A 23,943-nucleotide genomic window follows, 5' to 3' on the forward strand; every position below is an offset into this window, starting at 1 on the left:
GAACCGGAGCGGATGGTTTTCCCCCCTTTTGCCGAAACAAAAGGGGGCCGCCGTAAAGGCGGAACCAGTAGGACCAGCACATACCCATAATGGATATGTACGCCGGACCACGTTTTTACCCTACGTAAAATACGTTCTAATTCATGGCCTTAATTCTTGTTTGATGAGAGCGGATTTATCCGCGAAAACTCAATCAGAAGTCATAACGAGCAGTCATGCCCAACGTGCGTGGCGTGCCCAGCAGGCCGCCGTAGCCGCCGTTGGGTTCGCTCCACAGGGTTGTGTAATAGGTTTTGTCGAAGGCGTTTTTCAGCCACAGCGAAACATCCCACTGTCCCTGGCCAAGGTCGCCGCGCAAGCCGGTGCTGAGGTTGACCACGGCGTAGCTCGGGATCTGCGCGTAATCGGAGTCTTCAACAGTGCCTACAGCTTTGGAGCGGAAGGCATAGCTGGCCGTGACGTACTCTTGCAGGCCGTTATCCAGGTCCCACTTGTACTCGCCGTTTACGTTGGCGATGTATTTGGACGCACCGACCACCTGATGGCCGCTCAAGTCGCATGACGCGGGCGCACCGGCCTGCAGGCTGACTTCAGGCGGGCAAGGCGCATCTTTGTAAGAGGTGTAACGCACGTCGTTGTAAGAGCCATTGACGTTCAGCGTCAGGCCGCGGATTGGCAGAATGGTGCTTTCCAGTTCCAGGCCGCGAGAACGCACGGTGCCGGCGTTGGTCAGGTATTGCACGCGGTTGGCGTTGTCATAGGCGTTGGTCTGGTAGCCGTTGACCTGGGTCCAGAACAGGTTGGCGTTGAGTTGCAGGCGACGATCCCAGAGCGTGCTTTTCAGACCCAGTTCCGCGTTGTTGGCGCGCTCGGTGCCGATCAGCAGCGAGTCGGCACCGGCCGTTGGCGCAGTACCGACCGCCAGGTTGACCCCGCCGGATTTTTCGCCATGGGAAAGTGTGGCGTAACCCAGCAGATCGTCAGTGAAGTGGTAACTCAGGTTGAGCATGCCCGAAGGGCTGGCGGTGTACTGGTTCAGATCACCCGACTCGTAGGCACCTGTGCGGGCATTGCGTGCGGTCAGCGCTGCGCCGGTAACGGTGGCACCGCCTTGTGGAGCATCGCGTTGCACCCAGGCATTCTTCTCTTCGTAAGTGCCGCGAACACCGGCAGTGAAATCCAGTTTCGGCGTGAGGTGCCAGGTGCCCTGAGCGAAGAGTGCAAAGCTGTTGGTTTCGATATGCCCTTTGCCCAGGCTGTTGACGTTGGCCAGTGCGCCGGTCGCGGTGCCGTTCCAGATATCGGCTTGCGGGCCATAGTTGGTGAACGACTTGTTATCCAGATCGGAGCCGAAGTAGTAGGCGCCGACGACGTAATCGAAAAAGCCCCCGGTAGGGGACGCCAGGCGAAACTCCTGGGACCACTGTTTATCTTCCACCGATACGCCGCCGTTGTAGGAGGCCGAGGCATTGAGGCCGTCATCGTTGCGTGGCGTGAAATTCCACCAGCGATAGGAGCTCACGGAAGTCAGCGTGAAGTCGTTGGCCAGCTTCCAGTTGGCTTCCAGCGAGGTGCCGCCCTGATGCACGGTCACACGCTGGTCGCTGTTGAGGTTGACCTTGCGGTGCGAGCCATCCACCAGCGTGGCACCCGCTGCGGCGGCGCGGCTTTCGTAGCGGTTGACGCCATTGATGGTCGGTCCGGTGCTGAACAGGGCGCGGGTCCCTGCGCTGGAGCTTTCCTCGTTGTAGTCGCCAATCCAGCGCAGGCTGAAGTCTTCGTTGGGCTTGAACAGCAACTGGCCACGGAAGCCTTCGCGTGAACCGCCGCCGAGTTTATTGCCGTCGTAGGCGTTATCCAGATCGCCGTCGCTGCGGCTGCGATAGGCAGAGAAACGACCGGCCAGCTGATCGCTGAGCGGGCCGGAAATCGTGCCCTTGGTCTGGAAATAACCGCTCTCGCCAATGGAGGTTTCGATGCTGCGTTCCGGGGTAAAACTGGGCGCACGGGTATTGATGTTCAGAACCCCGGCTGTAGTGTTCTTGCCGAACAGGGTGCCTTGCGGGCCGCGCAGCACTTCCAGTTGCTCGATGTCCATGAGGTCGAACACCGCCATGCCCGGACGCCCGAGATAGACGTTGTCGATGTACAACCCGACGCTGCCTTCCAGCCCGTCGCTGGCCGGGTTATTGCCCAGCCCGCGGATCGACACGCTCGACTGCCGGGCATGCATGTAAGCCACGTTCAGGCTCGGCACCAGTTGTTGCAGATCCTGAATCTGATAGATCCGCTGACTTTCCAGCGAGGCACCGTCCAGCACGCTGATCGGTGTCGGCACGTTCTGCGAGCTTTCTTCGCGGCGGCGGGTGGTGACGGTGACGGTCTTGAGCCGTGTGTCGTCCGCCGTGGCACCGCTGTCGGATCTGGCAGCGCTTGTCGTGGTCGGCGTTTCAGCCGCGTGAGCAAGGGAAAAGCCTGCGCAGCCCGCCAGTAACAGTGCAAGCGGCAGGCGCTTGAGCCGTCCGGTGGCGATAGGGGTAGCGGATTGTTGATCATTCATGTCGCGGCTCCTTTGATGCAATGCCAAGGTCGGTCATTCCTTTCGCACTACTAATATTCTTTTTAGTTATTTGAATATGTATTTATAAGGTTTTACTGAATAAGAGATTGCCTTTATAAGGAGTGCTACCGAGGCAGAGCAAATGCATTTGCCCGATACTTTTTATGTGAAAAATGCATATCGACCTTCGCCAACTCCGTCACCTGATTGCTCTGGCCGAGCATCGAAGCTTTGTCGCCGCTGCTGTGGCGGTGAACCTCTCGCAATCCGCTTTCAGCCGCAGCATCCAGGCGCTGGAGCACAGCGTCGGCTGCCAGTTGATCGATCGGGTAAGCAAGGACCTGACACCGACCCAGCAAGGGCAGGTGGTGCTTGAACATGCGCGGCGTCTGGTGAGTGGGGCGAGGCAACTGACCAGTGAGATCAGTCAGTTCAATGCGCTGGAGGCGGGTGAGCTGCGCTTTGGTTGCGGACCCGCTCCGGCATCAGGCCTGGTGCCTCGTGCCATAGGCAACTTCATCAGCCGCTTGCCCAAGGCGCGGGTTCATTTTCAGGTGGATGACTGGCAGAGCCTGGGCAAGCGCTTGCTCAATGAAGAGTTTGAGTTCTTCGTGGCCGATACCCGGCAATTCGAGGCGGACCCTTCCTATGTCACGCACAAGCTGCGGCCCCGCAAATGGCACTTCTGCTGCCGCGCCGAACATCCGCTGGCCCGGCACGAGACGGTGACTGCCAGCGAGTTGCTGAGCTTCCCGCTGGCCGCGACCCTGAGGCCACCGAACCTGCGCAAGGTCATGGCCGACCTGAGCGGACAGCCGGACTTCGCGCCCAACGTCGAGTGCGAGAACACGTTCAGCCTGCTGGCCGTGGTGATGAACTCCGATGCAATCGGTATCAGCGGCTCCTACAGCGATGCGCTGTATTACGCGCGGCAGGAACTGGTGCGTTTGCGCATCGAAGGTCTCGATGATCAGTGCGAAGAGTTGTACACGCGCTATGGCATTGTCAGCCGGGCCGGTTATCGACTGTCGCCGCTGGCCAAGGAAATGATCGAAGAGATCAAGAAGGTCGATCAGGCAGAGGACGCTGCTCACGAATCGTTGCTGACCAATCTGGCAGTGTGATGCCGCCTGAGTATGCATGCCTTGCATATCAACTATTCAACAAATGCACTTGCTGAATACCCGCCCGGATCGCGAAATAACCGCTATTAGCCTGCACATCAACGGACCGAACCATGAGCAAACCCTTACGACAATTTTTAAAACCCTTGCTGGGCGTGCTTCTCGCCGGGCTGCTGGGCCATGCCCAGGCCAGCGATGACGGCGTGACCATCCGCATCGGTTCGCCGGATCAAGGTGCCGGGAGCTTGCCATTCGTACAGGGTGTGGTGGGGCTGGCGCATATCCAGCAACAGCTTGAGCAGGAGTTCGCGGCATCCGGTGTGAAGGTGCAGTGGCATTTCTTCAAGGGTGCCGGGCCTGCGGTCAACGAAGCTTTCGCCAACCAGCAACTGGACTTCGCCTGGCTGGGTGATCTGGCGGCAATTATCGGTCGCTCCAGCGGCTTGCAGACCCGTCTGCTGCTGGGCGCACGCGGCGCGAACATGTATCTGGCGGTAACGCCGCAATCGGGCATCACCCAACTGAGCGATCTCAAGGGCAAGCGCGTAGCGGCTTATCGCGGCACGGCGGACCAGCTTTCATTTGCCAAGGCACTGGAAAGCCAGGGCCTGAAAGAGCGCGATCTGCAAATCATCAGTCTCGACTGGGCTGCCGCCCGAGCGGCACTGGCCAGCGGGCAGATCGATGCAACCTGGTCGGGCATGGGCGTGCTGGGGCTTGAGAGCAAGGGCATTCTGTTTCCGCTGAGCACCAAGCAGCTTTCCCGTCAGGCCACCACTCAGGCAGGACTTGTCGGCAGCCAGGCATTCATCGAGCAGCATCCGGAGTTGACCCAGCGTCTGATCAATGTGCTGGTCAAGAACGCCGTCTGGCTGAGCGACCCGCAGAACCTGCCGGCCTATAGCGCGCTGATGGGCGAAAGAAGCTCCACGCCAGCCGCCTTGTTCGAGCGAGAGTTGAAAGGCGATGACCTGAAATTCCGCAACTCGCCGCGCCTGGACCCGTTCCTGAAAACCGCCCTGCAAAACAGCGTCGAACAGGCCAAGACCCTGGGCCTGATCCGTCGTACTTTTGTGGTGGATGAGTGGGTCGAGCCACGTTTTGTCGACAGTGCCCTGCAACAGCAGAAACTGACCGATTTCTGGCCGACATTCGATGCCGATGGCAATCCACTCTGACCGGACAGGTAATCACTCATGACTGCAATCAAGAACGTGCTCTACATCATGTGCGACCAACTGCGCCGTGATTATCTGTCGTGCTATGGCCACCCGCACCTGCACACCCCGAATATCGACCGCCTTGCACAAGCGGGCGTGCGATTTGCCCGTGCTTACACCCAAGGCACTATTTGCGGGCCTTCGCGGATGTCGGCCTACACCGGTCGTTACGTCAGCAGTCATCAGGTGGCCTGGAACTCCGTGCCGCTGCCGCTGGATGAACTCACTATCGGCGACTACCTGCGCCCGGCCGGGATTCGCACGGCGCTGGTGGGCAAGACCCACGCCACGCCCAATCTGGACGCCCAGCAACGCCTGGCTCTGGAGCCTGAAAGCCAGCAGGCCGAGAACCTGAATGAAGTAGGGTTTGAGGCGTATTTCCGTCACGACGGCATCTACCCGGACGATCCGGTTTTTGCCGACAAGCGTGAAAGCGCGCCTTACATCCATCACCTGCGCAAGCTGGGTTTTGAAGGGGTCAATCCCTGGCATGACTGGGCCAACGCCGCCGAAGGCGAAAATGGCGAAATCCTCAGTGGCTGGAAAATGCGCCATTCGCATCTGCCGGCCCGTATTGAAGAGCAGCATTCGGAAACCGTCTACACCACCGACCGCGCCATCGACTTCATGGCGGAGCAGGGCGATCAACCCTGGTGCCTGCATCTTTCATACATCAAGCCGCACTGGCCCTACATTGCCCCCGCGCCTTACCACGCGCTGTATGGCAAGGAGCAGGTGATTGCGTCGATTCGCGCCGAAGCGGGCAAAGAGAGCGATCACCCGGTTTACGCTGCATTCCGCGAGCATCAGGAAAGCCGCAATTTCTCCCGCGAGGAAGTGCGCCTGAATGTCATCCCGACCTACATGGGGCTGGTGAAGCAGGTGGACGATCAACTCGGGCGGCTGTTCGATGTGATGCAGAGCACTGGCCGCTGGGATGACACGCTGATCGTTTTCACCAGCGACCATGGCGACTTCCTCGGCGATCACTATCTGGGCGAAAAAGAGTTTTTGCTCGAACCCGCCGTTGGCGTGCCGTTGATCGTGCGTGATCCGCGCCCGGCGGCCGACGTGACCCGTGGCAGCGTTGATGAGCGCCTGGCGGAAACCATCGATGCCTTGCCGACCTTTCTCGACGCTCTGGGTTTGCCGGGTGCCGGGCATCGCCTTGAAGGCCGGTCGCTGATTCCGCTGCTGCATGGCCAGCAACCGCAATGGCGTCAGTTCGCGATTGCCGAATACGACTATGCATTCCAGGCACCCGCCCGTGAGCGTCTGGGGCAGCCGATTGATCGTTGCCGGATGTACATGGTGCGCAGCGAGCGCTTCAAGTACCTGGCCTATGACGGTTTCCGCGCTCAGTTGTTCGACCTGGAAAACGATCCTCATGAACTCAACGATCTGGGTGCCGATCCCGAGTTCGCTCAGGTGCGCGAGCAACACCAGAACTACCTGTTCGACTGGTTGCGTGGCTTGAAGCGGCGCACCACGATCAGTAACGAGGAAATCGATCAGCGCGGGCAGCGGTTCCGTTATGGCGAGCTGGAAGATGACGCCATGGTGCAGATCGGCGTCTGGTGAAACATCGCGGGCGTGGGAGCGCCCGCGAACGTTTCAGGTCAGGCCCCTTTGATGGTCACGCTCTTTTGCCCGGCGACACCCACCGGGACTTCGCCTTGCAAGGTGACGCGACGCACGATGCGTTCCTGCTGGCCGTAGTCGTCCACGGCATAGTGCTGGGTTGAGCGGTTGTCCCAGATCGCCACGTCGCCCGCCGTCCAGCGCCAGCGTACGGTGTTTTCCAGGCGGGTGACATGGCTCTGCAGCAGGCTGAAGAGGTGGGCCGAGTCGCTTGCCGAATAGCCCTTGATGCGTTTGACGAAATGGCCGAGCAACAGGCTTCTCTCGCCGCTCACCGGATGCACTCGCACCACCGGATGCTCGGTTTCATAGACGGTGGAAGCGAAGACCTTGCGGTAGTTATCAAGCTTTTCCGAGGTCACGCCGGGCCGGATGCCCGCGTAGTCATATTCATTGCTGTGCAAGGCCCAGAGCTTGTCGGCCAGCTCACGTATTTCAGGCGACAGGTCGTTATAGGCCGCAGCGGTGTTGGCCCACACGGTATCGCCGCCGGACGCCGGTGCGATGACCGAGCGCAGGATCGAGGCCTTGGGGTAAGCGTCTACAAAGGTGACATCCGTATGCCAGGAATTGGCGCGCTGGCCATCGGCACCACTCAATTGCATCAAGTAGCGAGTCCCGTCACGCACCGGAACCGTCGGGTGAGCGATGGGGTCGCCCAGCAGCTTGGCGAAGGCTTCCTGACTCTGATCGTCCAGATGCGTCTGGCCGCGAAAGAACAGCACTTTGTATTGCACCAGCGCGGCCTGGATGGCATCCACGGTGGCGGCATCCAGATTCGCGCTCAAGGCGACACCGTTGACCTGCGCGCCGATACGGCCTGCAATCGGTTGGATATCCAGCGTCAGGGCGCTGGGTTGGGTGGCACGTGCTGCCTGGCTCATGGCAAATCCTCTTTATCTATGGTTAGAACCAAAAGGTCTATCCGGTATTTATTTTGTTCGTTGACGGCATAAGAGCTTGCATTTAAAACCTCAACCCATTCGCCAGGCCAATACCTTTGGCCTCATTTTCAAATGCCTGGAATGCATATGGATCTGCGTCAATTACGCTACTTCATCGCACTGAACGAACACCGCAGTTTCGTGCGCGCAGCAGACGCCATGGGGATTACCCAACCGGCGTTCAGCCGCAGTATTCAAGGCCTGGAGCAAGAGTTCGGTTGTGTGCTGGTGGAGCGCGCCAACAAGGATTTGCGCCCGACGCCGGAAGGCCATGTGGTGTTGCAGCATGCGTTGCGTCTGGTGCAGGGCGCGGCGTTGCTGAGCAGCGAAGTGGCGCAGATGACCAAGCTTGATGCTGGCGAAATACGCTTTGGCTCAGGGCCAGCACCCGCCATGCGCTTGATCCCCGAGGCCATGTCCCGCTTCATCGAGGCCCACCCCAAAGTGCGTGCCTATCTGGAAGTGAACAACTGGGAAAAACTGGCCCGCAGCCTGGCTCGGGAAGAGATCGAATTCTTCGTGGCCGACATCCGCCAGTTCGAGTCAGACCCCAACTTCCAGACTCGCCCCTTGAAGGCGCGGCGTGGCATGTTCTTTTGCCGGGCCGGGCACCCGCTGCTGAGTAAGGAAAGCCTGTCCACCAACGACATGTTCGATTACCCGCTGGGCGCGACCCTGATCCCGCCGGGCATCCGCAAAGGACTGGCCAACCTCAGCGGCCGCTCCGACTTCACCCTGCACATCGAAACCGCCCACTTTCCGGTCCTGATGAAAATCGTGCAAAGCTCCAACGTCATCGGCATCGGCCCGCAAGAAGCGCTGGAACACGACATCGCCAACGGCACCCTGGCCCGCCTGCACTGGCGCAACCTGCCCAACGAACTCGACAGCCTGAGCGCCCGCTACGGCATCGTCAGCCGGGCAGGTTTCAGACTGTCACCGGCGGCGCGGGCGATGATTGAGGTGATTGTTGAGGTGGATGAGGGCAGTGAATGACCCTATCTGTAGGAGGCGAATTCATTCGCGAAGAGGCTAATACATCCAATGGAGATGCATTGTGTTCATGATGCCATTCGCGAATGAATTCGCTCCTACTGTATCCACTCACTTACCTTGAATGGCTTGCGGATCAGGCGTTCTCTGGCGGCGATGTCGACGGAGGATTGCAGGGCGGTGAGGAATTGCGGGTCGAGTTGTGAGGGGAAGATGTCGGCCATTTTTTCCGTGCGAAGGTCTTTTTCCATGATGGCTGCCGGGTAGCTCGCATAGCTGGACACCAGATCGATATAGGCCTGTTTGTTGTTCTCGTCGGTCAGCCAGCGAGTGGCCTGTTCCTGGGCCTTGAGCAGACGCGCCACGGCTTCGGGGTGTGCGTCGACAAAGGCTCCGTCAGCGACCAGTACGCCCTGGATATTGCCAGCGCCGCCCAGGTCTTTGGAGCTGAGAGGCAGTTCTGCCAAGCCCTTGGCTTCCAGAGCGGTCAGGCCCGAGAGTGCCCAGGTGGCGTCGATCTGTCTGGCGGCCAGGGCTGCCAGTGCGGCATTGAAGTCCAGGTTGATGACTTTCAGGTCTTTCTCGCTCAGGCCCTGGCTGGCCAGTGCGGTATCGAAGGACAACTGGCTGGCCGTGCCGCGAAATACAGAAACCCGTTTGCCCTTGAGATCCTGCAAGGTCTTGATGCCCGAGCCTGGCACCACCGCCAGATAATGCTTGATGCCGCGAGCGGCGGCGCTGAGCAGGCGGGTATCGAGCCCGTTGGATTTGCCGATGATGGCTGCCAGATCACCCAGATAAGCCAGGTCCACCTGCTTGTTGGCGAACGCTTCATTGATCACCGGGCCTGCGCCCTTGAAGAATATCCACTGAATCCTGATGCCCTGATCGGCAAAGGCCTTTTCGTATATCTGCTGGCTGCGCAGCACATCGACTACACCGCCTCCGCTGTTGCCGGTCCCGGCGCTGAGGTCCGGGACGGCGATGCGGATTTCCTTGAGGTCGGCGGCATGGCTGGGGATGGAGGTCAGCGCAAGGGCGCACCCGAATGCCAGGGATTTGAAAAGGTTTTTCATGAGCTGTCCTGAATAGATCTCGCAGAGCGCCTAATCAGACACAGCTTTTGATCATTCCAGAAATAATATTAATTCCACGTTTAATCACTCAATGGAATAAGCGGTGGTGCGAGTGAAGCGCTGCAGTCCATGCATTACACGCAATAAAAGTATTCTTTAAATGCATTGGATGTCTGGCTTGCATCCGCACTTAAATGGCGATACTTATCTCCTTATGGAATTCCTGTCTGTTTTTATAGATCGGATCAGAATATGCAAATAGCCTTTATGCAGCAGCCGACAGCGGAGTTCTGATATGGCTCGTGACTCCCTTCTTTCCATTCCCGAGCCTGTGGTGCCTGCCCGGCGCTGGGCCGTCGCTCCGGTATTCAAGCGAGTGCTGCTGGCCTGGTATCTGCCCCTTGCGCTGGCTGTGCTCTGGTGGGTGGCCAGCCGTAATCACTGGATGAGCGAGCAGATCCTGCCTGCGCCTTCGCTGGTCTGGCAGAGCGCTCTGGAGCTGGCGACCTCTGACCTTCCCGGCAACTTGTGGATCAGTTTGCAACGCCTGTTCTGGGGCTTGCTGGCGGGGATCTCGGCGGGCGCGGTGCTGGGTGCATGGCTGGGTTTCAGTCGCCGGGCCGAGAGGCTGGTTCTGCCGACCTTCACCTCGCTGGCGCAAGTGCCGACCCTGGCGTGGATTCCGCTGTTCATGGTCGTCTTCGGCATTGGCGAAATGCTCAAGCTGGTGGTGATGATCAAGGCGGTTATCGTCCCGGTAACCTTGCACACCCTGATCGGCGTTCGCGATGCCCAGCCTCGTTTGCGGGAAGCTGCGGCGGTGTTGCGTCTGCCTCTGCACCTGCTGATCCGACGTCTGATTCTTCCAGCAGCCTTGCCGTCTTTCATGGCTGGCGTGCGGCTGGCGCTGTCGTCTGGCTGGTCTTCGTTGCTGGCGGTCGAGCTTCTGGCCTCAAGCGAAGGCATTGGTTATCTGATGGTGTGGGCGCGGCAGTTGTTCATGCTCGATATCGTGTTCGTCTGTATCGCCGTGATCGGTGTGATTGGCGTGCTGATGGATCGCGGGATCGGCCTGGCGGATCGCAAGTGGGTGTTTTGGCCCCATGCCGCGACTGCCGAGTTTCGTGGTCGCGCTCCGGCGCAAGGGCTTGATCGGATCGTCCCCTGGATTCTGCCCTTTGCCTTGCTGGCGCTGTGGCAAGCCGCCAGCCAGTGGAATTGGATAAATGCCAATATTCTGGTTTCCCCGTTGCTGGTGCTGGAAACCCTGTGGGCCGGTCTGCTGGATGGTTCACTGCCGCAAGCCATGGGCCTGAGCCTGAGTCGCGCTTTGGGAGGGCTGTTTCTGGGTGGTGCGCTGGGGTTCTCTCTGGGCTTGCTGCTTGGGCTTTCGCAATCGCTGGAACGTTTTCTGGGACCAACCCTGGCGGCGTTCAGGCAAGTCGCCATTTTCGCCTGGGTGCCGCTGATCACGGCCTGGTTCGGGCTGGGTGAGCCGGCCAAGTGGGTGTTCGTCGGGCTTGCGGCATTTTTTCCGCTGTTCATCGCGACCCAGCGCAACGTTGCCAACCTGTCACCGCAACTGAAGGAAGCGGCTCAGGTCTTGCGCCTGAGCCTGTGGCAACGCCTTACCCGCATGGTGCTGCCGGGTGCGGCACCGGGGATTTTTGCCGGCCTGCGCCTGAGCCTGATCTATGCCTGGCTGGGCACCATCGGTGCCGAATACTTCATGCCATCCAATGGCGGCATCGGCAGCCTGATGATCGGCGCGCAACAACTGCTGCGCATGGACGTCATCATGAGCGGCATGCTGCTGGTGGGGCTGACCGGCGCGGCACTCAACGAAATCGGACAACGCATTGAAGCGCGGGCGACGCGCTGGAGGCATGCATGACAGCCCAGACCCCATCCATCGTGAACTTCAACCATGTGGGCAAGGTGTTCCAGACCGGTCATGGTGATGTAGAAGCGATTCGCGAGTTCAACCTGCAAGTCGCGGAAGGCGAGTTCATCGCCATCGTGGGTTCCAGCGGCTGTGGCAAGTCCACGCTGCTGCGGCTATTGATCGGGCTGGACACCGAGTTTCGCGGCGAAATCCAGGTCGACGGCAAGCCGGTCAGCGGCATTGGCAGCGAGCGGGGGATTGTCTTTCAGGAGCACCGTCTGTTTCCGTGGCTGACGGTCGAGGAAAACATCGAGCTAGGGCTGGTCAACGAAGGGCTTGGGCAGAAAGAACGCAGCCAGAGGATTGCCGATTTCATTCAACTGGTGGGCCTCAAGGATTTCACCCGGGCTTATCCTCACCAGCTTTCCGGCGGTATGGCTCAGCGGGTTGCCATTGCCCGTGGCCTGGTGGCGAGCCCCCGTATTCTGCTGCTGGATGAGCCGTTTGGCGCTCTGGATGCACTGACACGCCAGCAGATGCAGGAAGAACTGCTGGCCATTCGTGAGCGGGCAAAGATCACCACGATACTGGTGACCCATGATGTGGAAGAGGCCATCTTCCTGGCCGACCGGGTGGTGGTCATGGAGCCAAGGCCTGGACGTATCAAGCGCATCGTGGATATAAAACTGCCGCATCCGCGCCAGCGCAGCAGCTTTGACTTTCACCTGCTGCGCGAAGAGTTGCTGCATGAGCTGACCAGCGATGACCATTACGTCATTCGCGAACCGGAGCAGATACGCAATCTGCCTGCGGCGTTTATTGCCTGTTAGTTCTTCGCGAATGAATTCGCTCCCACAGAAGACGGTGTAGGAGCGAATTTATTCGCGAAAAGCGATCGATCAGGCCGCCTCAATCGTCGCTTTATTACGCACAACCTTTTCCAGATACCCCTGCACTCCAGCCTGTTCCTCAGGCGTGGTAAACAGACCCAGTTTGCTGCGACGCCACAGAATATCGTCAGCATTGGTCGCCCATTCCTGGGTACACAGGTAATCGACTTCGCGGGTATACAGGCCTGCGCCCAGATGCTCGCCCATGTCTTCCAGGCTGTTCACTCCATCGAGCAAACGCCAGCTGCGGCTGCCGTAGGTGATGGACCAGCGTTGCGCGGTGGAAACAGGCAGCCACGGGAAGCGCTTGCTCAATTCGGCTGCCAGCACCTGTGGTGTGGTCATCTCTTCTGCGCCCGGCAGTGCGGCCTTTGCGGTCCAGCTCGGTTTCATCTGGGTGAAGAACGGAGCCAGTTGCGCCATCGCCGATTCGGCCAGTTTCCGATAGGTCGTCAGCTTGCCGCCGAACACCGAAAGAATCGGCGCTTCGTTTTCGCCGCCCGACAACGACAGGGTGTAGTCACGGGTGATGGCCGACGGATTATCGGATTCATCGTTGCACAGCGGGCGTACGCCCGAATACGTGTGCAGCACGTCACTGCGGCTCAATTGCTTCTTGAAGTGGTCGTTGGCCACTTTGAGCATGTAGTCCATCTCGCCGTCGGTGATCTTCACCTTGGCAGGGTCGCCCTGGTATTCACGGTCTGTGGTGCCGACGATGGTGAACTTGTCCAGGTACGGAATGGTGAACACGATGCGTTTGTCTTCGTTCTGCAGGATGAAAGCGTGCTCGCCTTCGTACAGTCTTGGCACGATCAGGTGGCTGCCCTGGATCAGACGAATGCCGTAAGGCGAGTCAAGCTTCAGATCTTCGCGAATGAACTTGGCGACCCATGGGCCAGCAGCGTTGACCAGTGCTTTGGCGTTGATCGAGAATACCGTGCCGTCGGCGCGCTCCATTTGCAGGTGCCACATGCCTTTGGTGCGGCTGGCACTCAGGCAGCGGGTGCGGGTGTGGATGTGTGCGCCGTTCTCACGGGCAGCCATGGCATTGAGGACCACCAGGCGTGCGTCATCGACCCAGCAGTCGGAGTATTCGAAGCCGCGGGTGATGGAAGCGTTGAGCGGGCTGTCCGCGCCGAAACGCAGGCTGCGCGATGCCGGGAGCTTTTCCCGCTTGCCGAGGTTGTCATACAGGAACATGCCGGCACGGATCATCCAGGCCGGGCGCAGATGCGGGCGATGGGGCAGGACGAAACGCATCGGCTTGACGATGTGCGGCGCCTTTGCCAGCAGCACTTCACGTTCGGCCAGTGCTTCACGCACCAGACGGAATTCGTAATGTTCCAGGTAGCGCAGCCCGCCATGGATCAGCTTGCTGCTGGCCGACGAGGTGTGGCTCGCCAGGTCATCCTTTTCACACAGGAAAACCGACAGACCACGGCCCGAGGCATCTGCTGCAATACCGACACCGTTGATACCACCACCGATAACGGCAATGTCGTAGACCTCGGAAAGCGATGGTGCTGACGCAGTGGAGTGGGGCATTGGGTGGCCTCCTGGACAATTCTTGAATAACGCTCGAAAGGCGAATTTGAACATTAATGTTCGTTTGTGAAAATCATAGCTCAATAAATAAGGCGCTGCCAGTCAGTATTTATTGAAAATACTGATGGGGAAGAGGGGAAAGGAACAAAATCGAACATCGTAGGACGATTTTCGCAAATGCTTGCCTGTGCGTAGAAGCGAATTCATTCGCGAAAAGGCCACTGCATCTGTCTTCAGATTACACACCGCCTTCCCGGATAAATCCGGTCCTACAATTCGCAAAAAACGAGGTGAATCAAACCACTTCGAGGCGAATCTTGTGCTGGGCAAGCAATTGCTGCAGTGCCGGCACAGGTGCCTGATCGGTTACCAGGCAATCGATCAGGCTGATGGGACCCAGCCGCACCATGGCGTTGCGCCCGAACTTGCTGGAGTCCGCAGCCAGCAGCACTTGCCGGGCATTGGCAATGATTGCCTGGGAAACCCTGACTTCCTGATAGTCGAAATCCAGCAGGCTGCCGTCTTCGTCGATACCGCTGATCCCGACCAGAGCGAAATCGACCTTGAACTGGGTGATGAAATCCACACTGGCCTGACCGACCACGCCACCGTCGCGACGCACGTTGCCGCCAGCCAGCAGCACCTCGAAGTCATCTTTGCCGCTGAGGATAGAAGCCACATGCAGGTTGTTGGTGATGATTTTCAGGTTGTTGTGATTGAGCAGGGCGCGGGCGATGGATTCGGTGGTGGTGCCGATATTGATGAACAGCGAGGCGTTGTCCGGGATCTGCGCGGCGATGGCTTCGGCGATCCTTTGTTTCTCGTCGCGCATCTGGTCCGCACGCATGGCGTAGGCGGTGTTCTCGATGCTCGAGTCATAGGCCGCGCCGCCGTGGTAGCGACGCAACAGGTTCATTTCCGCAAGCTGATTGATATCACGGCGGATGGTTTGTGGGGTCACGACGAACAGCGTCGCCATTTCCTCGATGCTGACATAACCGCGTTCGCGAACCAGTTCGAGGATCTGTTGCTGGCGGGGAGGCAGGTTCATTGTTTTTCCTTAAGCGCCCTCTGCAAATGGCGCCCATGATGCCGCAGCCGGGCCTCGGCTGTCAGCTTCAATAATCCTGCCCCCCGTTCTGCTTACTCTTCGTTTTCGTGTGGTTCCCAGTCACGAGTGCGCTCGACGGCTTTCTTCCAGCCAGCGTAAAGCTTCTCTTTTTCTGCCTCGTCGCACTGTGGCTCGAACTCGCGCTCGATCACGGCTTTGTTGCGCAACTCGTCCAGACTGCTCCAGAAACCAATCGCCAGACCAGCCAGGAACGCTGCGCCCAGAGCGGTGGTTTCGCGCATTTGCGGGCGCTCGACCTGAGTGCCGAGGATGTCGGCCTGGAATTGCATGAGGAAGTTGTTGGCCACCGCGCCGCCGTCGACACGCAGCGACTTGAGGCGTTCGCCCGAATCCTGCTGCATGGCGTCCAGCACATCACGGGTCTGATAGGCGATGGATTCCAGCGCGGCACGGATGATGTGGTCGACTTTCACGCCCCGGGTCAGGCCGAACAGGGCGCCACGGGCATACGGGTCCCAGTAGGGCGCGCCCAGACCGGTAAAGGCCGGGACCAGATAGACGCCGTTGCTGTTCTTGACCTTGTTGGCGAAGTACTCGGTGTCGAGGGCATCGTTGACGATTTTCAGTTCGTCACGTAGCCACTGCACAGTGGAGCCGCCGTTGAACACCGCGCCTTCCAGTGCATAAGCCACTTCGCCCCGCGGGCCGCAACCGATGGTGGTCAGCATGCCGTGTGCCGACTTGACGGCTTTCTTGCCGGTGTTCATCAGCAGGAAGCAGCCAGTGCCATAGGTGTTTTTCGCCTGACCCGGTTCTACGCACATCTGACCGAACAGTGCAGCCTGTTGGTCGCCCGCGATGCCTGCAATCGGAATCCCGCTTTTGCTGTGGCCGTAGACTTCCGAAGAGGCCTTGACCTCGGGCAGCATTTCGCGAGGGATATCCAGCACGTCAAGCATGCGCTGGTCCCATTCCAGGGTGTGGATGTTGAACAGCATGGTGCGCGAAGCGTTGGTGTAGTCGGTGACGTGAATCTTGCCGCCAGTAAATTTCCAGATCAGCCAGCTGTCGATGGTGCCGAACATCAGCTCGCCCTTGCGTGCGCGCTCGCGGCTGCCTTCGACGTTGTCCAGAATCCACTTGAGCTTGGTGCCGGAGAAGTACGGGTCGGTGACCAGACCGGTGGTGTCCTTGATGTATTCCTCAAGACCGTCACGCTTGAGCTGCTGGCAGATTTCGGTGCTGCGGCGGCATTGCCAGACGATAGCGTTGTAGATCGGGCGGCCGGTGTCCTTTTCCCAGACCACGGTGGTTTCACGCTGGTTGGTGATACCGATGGCTGCGATCTGGTTATGGTGCAGATCAGCCTGGGCCAATGCCTTGGTCATGCAGGCGGTCTGGGTGGCGAAGATTTCCATCGGGTCATGCTCGACCCAGCCAGCCTGAGGGTAATGCTGGACGAATTCGCTTTGGGCGGTGCTCACCACGTTGGCGTTGCGGTCGAAAATGATCGCACGGGAACTGGTGGTGCCCTGGTCAAGGGCAATGATGTAGTTCTTGTTCTGAGAGTCTGTCATTTCGATTGCCTTGCGTTATTGGGGGTATTCAAACGGAAGTCTGTGCTTTGCCGCGAATGGCTTCGGGAGCCTGTTCAACGGCAACGGCGCTGGGCAGATGACGGGCGATCAGCCCGCGATAGCCGGCAGCGCCGAGGCAGGCACCCAGGATCGGTGCAAAAATCGGAACCAGGAAATATGGTATGTCGCGTCCACCGGTGAAGGCTATCTCATCCCAGCCTGCAAGGAATGTCATCAGTTTAGGACCGAAATCCCGTGCCGGATTCATGGCGAAGCCTGTCAGCGGCCCCATGGATGCGCCGATCACGGCAACCAGCAGACCGACCAGCAAAGGCGCCATCGCACCGCGTGGCAGACCGTTGCTGTCATCGCCCAGGGCCATGATCACACCCATCAGGACGGCGGTGATCACTACCTCGACCAGAAACGCCTGGCCTACGGAAATCGACGGGTTGGGGTAGGTGGAAAACACTGACGCCAGTTCGAGGCTCTGCACGCTGCCACGAACCATGTTGTGAGCATGTTCGAATTCGAAGAACAGGCTGATGTAAAGCAGATAGACCAGACCCGCGCCACAAAAGGCTCCTGCCACTTGAGCGCTTATATAGAAGGGGAGTTTTTTCTTTTCAAAACCTGCAAAGAGGCTGAGAGCGATGCTGACAGCGGGGTTGAGGTGAGCACCCGAAACACCGGCGCTGACATAGATCGCCATGCTGACGGCCAGGCCCCAGATGATGCAGATTTCCCACAAGCCAAATGTAGCACCTGCGACCTTGAGCGCTGCAACGCATCCCGTGCCGAAAAAAATCATCAGAGCGGTGCCAAGGAATTCGGCCAGACACTGGCCGCGTAGCGTCGGTTGTTGCATGGACATGGTCATATGAACCTCATTTTTTGTTTTTTGCGGCTTCGTATGCAAAGCACCGATGCTCATCATCTGCCGTCTCGGGAAAACCCCATTCCCGGACGGTTTTACGAATCTTGTTGAAAAATAAATTTCAAAAATTTTCGTAAACGAAAAAATATAGACAAGAAACAAACCTGTCAAAGGTTGAAATCGAACCATTGACGATATTTTCTGACAGCTAAATTTGAAATTTCTCCATCCTGTGTAGGAAATATTTTTTGATTTTAAACGGCCATCACTCAGTAGTGGGCCTTGAGATAGGGCTTTTGCATCGTATTTCGCCTAAAGTAGAAGCCGCCTTGAGTGACCTGGAGCGTCCTGATGACCCCCGCGCTGGATTTATTGAAGAAAGTTCGCGCCGAACACCGGATCCACAGTTACGAACATGATCCGAAAGCTGCGTCTTATGGGCTGGAGGCGGCAGAGAAGCTGGGCCTTGAACCGGCACGGGTGTTCAAGACCCTGCTCGCGAGCACGGAAAAGGGGGAGTTGCTGGTGGCCGTTGTACCGGTTGCCGGAACCCTGGACCTCAAGGCTTTGGCCAGTGCGGCCGCTGCGAAGAAAACCGAGATGGCCGACCCCGCTGCGGCTCAGCGGGCAACCGGTTATCTGTTGGGCGGTATCAGCCCCTTGGGACAGAAAAAGCGTCTGCGCACCTTCATCGATCAGAGCGCCCAGCCTTTCGAGACGATCTACGTCAGCGCAGGCCGACGCGGGTTGGAGGTGGAGTTGTCGGCGATGGTGCTGGCCGAGCATACCAAGGCCGTTTTTGCCGCGATCGGGCGGGAATAGTTCGCTCCCATTTCAAATCGGTAGGAGATCACCCGCCGCCTCGGCACCGCGCTGTCGCGCAGCAAACAGAGGTCGGTGTAGGAGCGCGCTTGCCCGCGACCGGCTGCGTAGCAGTCGTAGATTTTGCGAGCGCTTCGCACTCGATCGCGGGCAAGCGCGCTCCTACAGAAAAACGTTTTAATTCATGATGTTGCGTTTATGTTTGATGAGAGCGAATTCATTCGCGAAAAGCCATCTACAAAACCGAATGCGCAGCAACACTCCCCGCTGCCGGAAACAACACCAGATGCTCGGTGGCAACCCGAATGCCGACCTCTTCTCCTGTCATGTGATCGGCATGGCCGGGGAAGATGGCCTCAAGCTGGCTGCCGGTCGGCAATTGCAGGCGATACAAGGTCGAAGCACCCTGGAAGGTCCTGCCCACCACCCGCGCTTTCAGGTCGCTGTCTGCGGCATAGACAATATCATCCGGTCGCAGCAACACATCGACGGCACTGCCGCTGACACCCGGATAGGCACGATTGCCGCTCAGCACGCCGAGTTCGGTCTGCACCGACTGCGGATCGATCAACTGCCCGCGAATGAAATAGCCTTGCCCGATGAAACTGGCCACGAAAGGTGTCTGCGGTTCGTGATACAGGTTATAGGGCGTATCCCATTGCTCAAGCCGGCCTTCCTTGAATACACCCACATGATCGCTGACCGCAAAGGCCTCTTCCTGGTCGTGTGTCACCAGGATTGCACTGGTGCCACGCGCCTTGAGAATGTCGCGCACTTCATGGCTCAGGCGTCGGCGCAACTCGCCATCAAGGTTGGAAAACGGCTCATCCAGCAACAAGAGTTGTGGCTCTGGCGCCAACGCACGGGCGAGGGCGACACGCTGCTGCTGTCCACCGGAAAGCTCATGGGGATAACGCTTGCCCAGTGAGCCCAGGTTGACCAGCTCCAGCAGTTCGTCGACTACCTGATTCAGGCGGGGATGTTTGCGGATACCGAAAGCGATGTTCTGCGCCACGCTCAGATGCGGGAACAGCGCGTAGTCCTGAAACACCATGCCGATCCGGCGTTTCTCCGGTGCGAGGGTCCAGCCGGGCCGGGAAATGACTTCACCGGCCAGGGTGATCTCGCCGGCATGGATCGGCTCAAACCCGGCAATGGCCCGCAGGGTCGTGGTCTTGCCGCATCCCGAAGAACCCAGCAGACAGCCGATATCTCCGGCGTTGAGGTGCAGGTTGAGGTCCTGCACCACACGTTGATCCTGATAGCCGCAGGCCAGATTGCGCAGATTCAGCAGCAGGGTATGGCTCATTTTGGCTGATAGGACGGCGCGACCAGAAACTCCAGCAGGGCTTTCTGGGCATGCAGACGGTTTTCAGCCTGATCCCAGGCGACCGAGCGTTCATCGTCCAGCAGGTCGACGCTGATTTCTTCACCGCGATGGGCTGGCAGGCAATGCATGAACAACACATCTTCGGCAGCCAGATCGAGCAAGGCACGGGTGACCTGGAAGGGCGCGAACAGCGCGATGCGCTTGGCGGTTTCTTCTTCCTGGCCCATGGAGGTCCAGACATCGGTGCTGACCAGATGCGCGCCTGCAACCGCTTCCTTCGGATCACGGGTGACGGTCACGCGATCACCGGCCAGTGCCAGGAACTCGGGGTTGGGTTCGTAGCCGGAAGGGCAGGCCACGCGCAACTGGAAGTCGAACTGTATGGCCGCTTCTATATAACTGTTGCACATGTTGTTGCCGTCACCGATCCAGGCTACGGTCTTGCCCTTGATCGAGCCGCGGTGCTCCAGGAAGGTCTGCATGTCGGCCAGCAACTGGCATGGGTGCAGGTCGTCGGAGAGCCCGTTGATCACCGGGACGCGGGAATTTGCAGCGAATTCGGTCAGATTGCTGTGGGCAAAAGTCCGGATCATCACGGCATCGAGCATGCGCGACATGACCTTTGCGCTGTCGGCAATCGGCTCCCCACGGCCCAATTGGGTGTCGCGATGGGACAGAAAGATGGCCTGGCCACCCATCTGGATCATGCCCGCTTCAAAGGAAAGACGGGTACGTGTCGAGGATTTCTCGAAGATCATCCCCAGCACTCGATTTTTCAGTGGTTCAAAAAGCACGCCGCGATTTCGCAGGTCTTTAAGCTCTACGCCACGACGGATCAAGCCCAGAAGCTCATCTGGGGTGTAATCCATCATCGAGAGAAAGTGCCTGGCGCTCATTATTAACTACCTTTTTTGCAACAGACCGCAGGTTCCGAAAGCCGGGTTTTATCGAGAAAACGGCATGACCTGAGGCGAAAGCCGCACGAGGGCGACGAATAAGGAAGGCGCGATAGTATAAAAAAATGTCGCGTCTTACCAATAGCATGCTTACTTCAGAGATAGCGAAGTCCGTAACCGCAAAGGCGCTGGTTGAAACAGCCCTGTGGCCGACCCGCTGATTGCAGAAGGCAGCATTTGTACACTGACCAAACAGTGCTTGGCAATTGATGCCGATACTGTAAAAGTCCGGTCTTGTGCGTCTGTGCTTATGCGACGCGCTTCACGGCGTTGAAAAGTTGCCCGTTTCCTTAACTGCGTGCGTGAGTTATAAAGAGTTACAAGTAACTGCTCAATTCAATCGAGGAGCTGGGAATGGACTCAAAGGAACGACAACTAACGGAGCTGCTTGGGTTGACCGCTCGTACCCTGACACACCTCACCGCTTCGATGACGTCGATGTCTTTTGAGTTGTTGCGCAGTGAAGACGAAGTCACGCGGGCAGCCGGTCGTCGGATGATCGACCGCATGGCGACCATCAGCTCGGGTCTTGACGATCACTGGCGCCTGATCGGTGAACTGACCGGGGTGCATGTCGCTCAGGAACAGATTGAAACCGTCACGGAAATCCAGTTGCAGCGCAAGGTCGTGACCCCTATCGGCAACTGATCGCCCAAGCCATCTGCCCGCCTGATGGCTCGCGATTCACGAGACGAACGTCTCTGGCGCACTCACCGCTAACGCTCCATATTCTTGTCAATGCAATCACTCTGACTGCCATTACAAGAATATGAGGCTGGGATGATCAGGACCGAGCACCACCGCGCTTGCCACCTGTGCGAGGCCATCTGCGGCCTCACTATCGAAACCACCGCATCCCCGGATACAGCCCCGGTCATTACCTCGATCAAGGGCGACCCCCTCGACAGTTTCAGTCGCGGTCACATCTGCCCCAAGGCCGTGGCCCTGCAGGATATCCAGAACGATCCCGACCGTTTGCGCCAGCCCATGCAGCGTGTGGGCAATCAATGGCAGCCGATCGAATGGCAGGATGCTTTCGAACTGGTCGCCGAGCGTCTGTTCGCCATTCAGCAGCAACACGGTCAGAACGCAGTCGCGGTCTATCAAGGCAATCCCAGCGTGCACAACTATGGGCTGACGACTCACAGCAACTATTTTCTGGGCTTGCTCAAGACCCGCAATCGCTACTCGGCCACTTCGGTGGACCAACTGCCTCATCACCTCACCAGTTTCCTGATGTATGGTCACGGCTTGCTGCTGCCCATTCCCGATATCGATCACACGGACTTCATGCTGATCCTGGGCGGCAACCCGCTGGCTTCCAATGGCAGCATCATGACCGTGCCGGATGTCGAGAAGCGCCTGAAGGCGATTCAGAAACGTGGCGGCAAAGTGGTGGTGGTCGACCCACGGCGTAGCGAGACAGCGGCCATTGCCGATCAGCATGTGTTTGTCAGGCCAGGTGGCGATGCTGCTCTGCTTTTCGGCTTGCTCAATACCCTGTTCGAGGAAGGCCTGACTCGTGACAGCCATTTGCCTGTCGATGGTCTGGATCAGGTGCGAGAAGCGATCAAGGCGCTGAGCGCTGAAGCCATGAGCCCGCGTTGTGGTATTCCCGCCGAACAGATTCGCCAGTTGGCCCGTGATTTCGCTGCTGCCGACAAGGCTGTTTGCTATGGCCGCATGGGCATCTCCACTCAGGCCTTTGGAACGCTGTGTCACTGGCTGGTGCAATTGATCAATCTGGTCACCGGCAACCTGGATCGGGTGGGCGGTACCTTGTGTACCGAGCCAGCCGTGGATCTGGTCAGCTCGACCTCGGGCGGGCATTTCAACCTGTGGCAGAGCCGGGTTTCCGGCTTGCCCGAATATGGCGGTGAGTTGCCGGTTTCAGCGCTGGCCGAGGAGATGCTGACCGAAGGGGAAGGGCAGATACGCGCTCTGGTCACAGTTGCAGGCAACCCGGTATTGTCCACGCCCAATGGTCGCCAGCTGGAAAAGGCGCTGGACGGGCTGGACTTCATGCTCAGCATCGATCTGTACATCAATGAAACCACCCGCTATGCCGATTTGATCCTGCCTTCGACTTCAGCGCTGGAAAACGATCACTACGACACGACGTTCAACCTTCTGGCGGTGCGGAACGTTACCCGGTTCAATCGGGCGATCTTTGCCAGGCCCGAAGGAGCCTTGCATGACTGGGAAATCTTCGTCGGGCTGGCCAGGGCCTTTGCGACCAAGGCTCAAAAGGAACTGAAACCGACCATGGCGCCTGCCTCAATGATTGATCATGGCTTGCGCAAGGGGCTGTATGGCGAGGCATCGGAACATGCCTTGTCGATCGAAGCGCTGGGCAATCATCCCCACGGGCTTGATCTGGGGCCATTGAAATCCAACCTGACACCGCGTCTGAAAACCGCCAACGGGCGCATCCAGGCGGCACCTGACGTGATCCTGGCCGATCTGTCGCGCTTTATCGAATCGTCAGTTCCGCAGGCCGGGGAGCTGTTGTTGATCGGGCGCAGGCATGTGCGCAGCAATAATTCATGGATGCATAACTATCATCGCCTGGTGAAGGGCAAGCCTCGTCATCAGTTGCTGATGCATCCCGATGACCTGGCCAGCCGAGGCCTGAGCGACGGGCAGCAGGTCAGGGTCGATTCGCGGGTCGGGATGATCGAGGTTCAGGTGCTGGGCAGCGCAGAAATGATGCCCGGCGTGGTCAGCCTGCCCCATGGTTGGGGGCATTCTCGTGCCGGTGTGCGTATGGAGATTGCTCAGGCTCAGCCAGGTGTGAGTGCAAATGACCTGACCGACGAGCGCCAGCTCGATGCGTTGTCCGGCAATGCCGTGCTCAATGGCGTGCCCGTGCAGGTGAGCGCCTGTTGAGTTCAAGACTGAGCGTCTGGCTCGGGATTCCGTTACAATGCGCCACCGTGCCGACAACTGAGTCGGAAAGTTCAGCCGAGGTGCTCCATGGATATCATCGAAACGATTAAAGAGCAGATTGCCAACAACACCATTCTGCTTTACATGAAAGGCGCTCCGAATGCCCCGCAGTGTGGCTTTTCGGCCAAAGCCTCCCAGGCGCTGATGGCATGCGGCGAAAAATTCGCCTATGTCGACATCCTGCAGAACCCGGAAATCCGCGCCAACCTGCCTAAATACGCCAACTGGCCGACTTTCCCGCAACTGTGGGTGGCCGGTGAGCTGGTCGGCGGCAGCGACATCATCGCCGAAATGCATCAGAACGGTGAATTGCAGCCACTGCTCAAGCAAGCGGCTGAAAATGCAAAGTGAGGCAGAATAGCTGCAAGCTTTAAGCTTTAAGCTTTAAGCTTTAAGCCTCAAGTCAAAAGCTTGTAGCTTGTAGCTTGTAGCTTGTAGCTTGTAGCTTGTAGCTTGTAGCTTGTAGCTTGTAGCTTGTA

At 58.5% G+C, this 23,943-nt stretch carries 19 protein-coding genes; 10 read left to right on the top strand and 9 right to left on the bottom strand.

What is annotated here, in order from left to right:
- Positions 1-193: 193 nt before the first annotated feature.
- Complete coding sequence (locus K5D32_RS24520) at positions 194-2,560, bottom strand: TonB-dependent receptor (RefSeq protein WP_221602137.1); 2,367 nt, start codon at positions 2,558-2,560, stop codon at positions 194-196.
- Positions 2,561-2,733: 173 nt separating this feature from the next.
- Between K5D32_RS24520 and K5D32_RS24525 the strand changes: the two genes are divergently transcribed.
- The 3 genes from K5D32_RS24525 (at position 2,734) to K5D32_RS24535 (ending at position 6,485) form a co-directional block, all read left to right on the top strand.
- On the top strand, positions 2,734-3,684 hold the full coding sequence (locus tag K5D32_RS24525) for a LysR family transcriptional regulator (protein ID WP_221592573.1): 951 nt from the start codon (positions 2,734-2,736) through the stop codon (positions 3,682-3,684).
- Between the two features lie 113 nt (positions 3,685-3,797).
- Entirely contained in the window at positions 3,798-4,862 is a 1,065-nt protein-coding gene (locus K5D32_RS24530) for an ABC transporter substrate-binding protein (RefSeq protein WP_221602139.1), read from the top strand.
- Between the two features lie 18 nt (positions 4,863-4,880).
- Positions 4,881-6,485, top strand: a complete 1,605-nt coding sequence (locus tag K5D32_RS24535; RefSeq protein WP_221602141.1) for an alkaline phosphatase family protein — start codon at positions 4,881-4,883, stop codon at positions 6,483-6,485.
- 38 nt (positions 6,486-6,523) lie between these two features.
- Here K5D32_RS24535 and K5D32_RS24540 read toward each other — a convergent pair whose 3' ends face one another.
- On the bottom strand, positions 6,524-7,429 hold the full coding sequence (locus K5D32_RS24540; protein WP_221602143.1) for a TauD/TfdA family dioxygenase: 906 nt from the start codon (positions 7,427-7,429) through the stop codon (positions 6,524-6,526).
- A gap of 147 nt (positions 7,430-7,576) precedes the next feature.
- Here K5D32_RS24540 and K5D32_RS24545 point away from each other — a divergent pair, with 147 nt between their 5' ends.
- A complete protein-coding gene (locus tag K5D32_RS24545; protein ID WP_221602145.1) occupies positions 7,577-8,485 on the top strand; it encodes a LysR family transcriptional regulator in 909 nt (302 codons plus the stop codon).
- A gap of 95 nt (positions 8,486-8,580) precedes the next feature.
- Here K5D32_RS24545 and K5D32_RS24550 read toward each other — a convergent pair whose 3' ends face one another.
- Positions 8,581-9,558: an ABC transporter substrate-binding protein gene (locus K5D32_RS24550; protein ID WP_221592577.1), complete on the bottom strand. Its 978-nt coding sequence runs from the start codon at positions 9,556-9,558 to the stop codon at positions 8,581-8,583.
- A 295-nt stretch (positions 9,559-9,853) separates the two neighbouring features.
- On the opposite strand from K5D32_RS24550, the gene K5D32_RS24555 reads away from it, so the two are divergent.
- Positions 9,854-11,452: an ABC transporter permease gene (locus K5D32_RS24555; protein ID WP_221576086.1), complete on the top strand. Its 1,599-nt coding sequence runs from the start codon at positions 9,854-9,856 to the stop codon at positions 11,450-11,452.
- The gene (locus tag K5D32_RS24560; protein WP_221576085.1) at positions 11,449-12,273 is read left to right on the top strand and encodes an ABC transporter ATP-binding protein; all 825 of its coding nucleotides are present in this window, start codon (positions 11,449-11,451) and stop codon (positions 12,271-12,273) included. Before K5D32_RS24555 ends, K5D32_RS24560 begins: the two co-directional genes overlap by 4 nt.
- A gap of 69 nt (positions 12,274-12,342) precedes the next feature.
- On the opposite strand, the gene glpD is transcribed toward K5D32_RS24560, so the two are convergent.
- From glpD to K5D32_RS24580, 4 genes are all read right to left on the bottom strand, one after another.
- Positions 12,343-13,881 (bottom strand): glycerol-3-phosphate dehydrogenase, encoded by a 1,539-nt coding sequence (gene glpD, locus K5D32_RS24565; protein ID WP_221602147.1) that lies wholly within the window; start codon positions 13,879-13,881, stop codon positions 12,343-12,345.
- 295 nt (positions 13,882-14,176) lie between these two features.
- Positions 14,177-14,932 (bottom strand): DeoR/GlpR family transcriptional regulator, encoded by a 756-nt coding sequence (locus K5D32_RS24570; protein ID WP_117166031.1) that lies wholly within the window; start codon positions 14,930-14,932, stop codon positions 14,177-14,179.
- 92 nt (positions 14,933-15,024) lie between these two features.
- Positions 15,025-16,530, bottom strand: coding sequence for a glycerol kinase GlpK (glpK, locus tag K5D32_RS24575; RefSeq protein ID WP_200992763.1), 1,506 nt, complete (start codon positions 16,528-16,530; stop codon positions 15,025-15,027).
- 28 nt (positions 16,531-16,558) lie between these two features.
- The gene (locus K5D32_RS24580; protein ID WP_221576196.1) at positions 16,559-17,410 is read right to left on the bottom strand and encodes an MIP/aquaporin family protein; all 852 of its coding nucleotides are present in this window, start codon (positions 17,408-17,410) and stop codon (positions 16,559-16,561) included.
- A 348-nt stretch (positions 17,411-17,758) separates the two neighbouring features.
- Here K5D32_RS24580 and ybaK point away from each other — a divergent pair, with 348 nt between their 5' ends.
- Positions 17,759-18,229, top strand: coding sequence for a Cys-tRNA(Pro) deacylase (ybaK, locus tag K5D32_RS24585; protein ID WP_221602149.1), 471 nt, complete (start codon positions 17,759-17,761; stop codon positions 18,227-18,229).
- 235 nt (positions 18,230-18,464) lie between these two features.
- On the opposite strand, the gene K5D32_RS24590 is transcribed toward ybaK, so the two are convergent.
- Complete coding sequence (locus K5D32_RS24590; RefSeq protein WP_221602151.1) at positions 18,465-19,538, bottom strand: ABC transporter ATP-binding protein; 1,074 nt, start codon at positions 19,536-19,538, stop codon at positions 18,465-18,467.
- Positions 19,535-20,455, bottom strand: coding sequence for an ornithine carbamoyltransferase (gene argF, locus K5D32_RS24595; RefSeq protein WP_201000112.1), 921 nt, complete (start codon positions 20,453-20,455; stop codon positions 19,535-19,537). The genes K5D32_RS24590 and argF overlap by 4 nt, the downstream gene beginning before the upstream one ends.
- Before the next feature lie 414 nt (positions 20,456-20,869).
- Here argF and K5D32_RS24600 point away from each other — a divergent pair, with 414 nt between their 5' ends.
- The 3 genes from K5D32_RS24600 to grxD all read left to right on the top strand — a co-directional run bounded on the left by K5D32_RS24600 (position 20,870) and on the right by grxD (position 23,815).
- Positions 20,870-21,163 carry a hypothetical protein gene (locus K5D32_RS24600; RefSeq protein WP_025261500.1) on the top strand — a complete coding sequence of 98 codons (294 nt, stop codon included), beginning with the start codon at positions 20,870-20,872 and terminating at the stop codon, positions 21,161-21,163.
- A gap of 132 nt (positions 21,164-21,295) precedes the next feature.
- Complete coding sequence (locus K5D32_RS24605; RefSeq protein WP_221602153.1) at positions 21,296-23,404, top strand: molybdopterin oxidoreductase family protein; 2,109 nt, start codon at positions 21,296-21,298, stop codon at positions 23,402-23,404.
- Between the two features lie 87 nt (positions 23,405-23,491).
- Positions 23,492-23,815, top strand: a complete 324-nt coding sequence (grxD, locus tag K5D32_RS24610) for a Grx4 family monothiol glutaredoxin (protein WP_221538745.1) — start codon at positions 23,492-23,494, stop codon at positions 23,813-23,815.
- The last annotated feature ends 128 nt before the right edge of the window (positions 23,816-23,943 follow it).

Origin of the sequence: Pseudomonas cichorii (assembly GCF_019719005.1) — a bacterium.
In the GTDB taxonomy this organism is placed as follows: domain Bacteria; phylum Pseudomonadota; class Gammaproteobacteria; order Pseudomonadales; family Pseudomonadaceae; genus Aquipseudomonas; species Aquipseudomonas cichorii_E.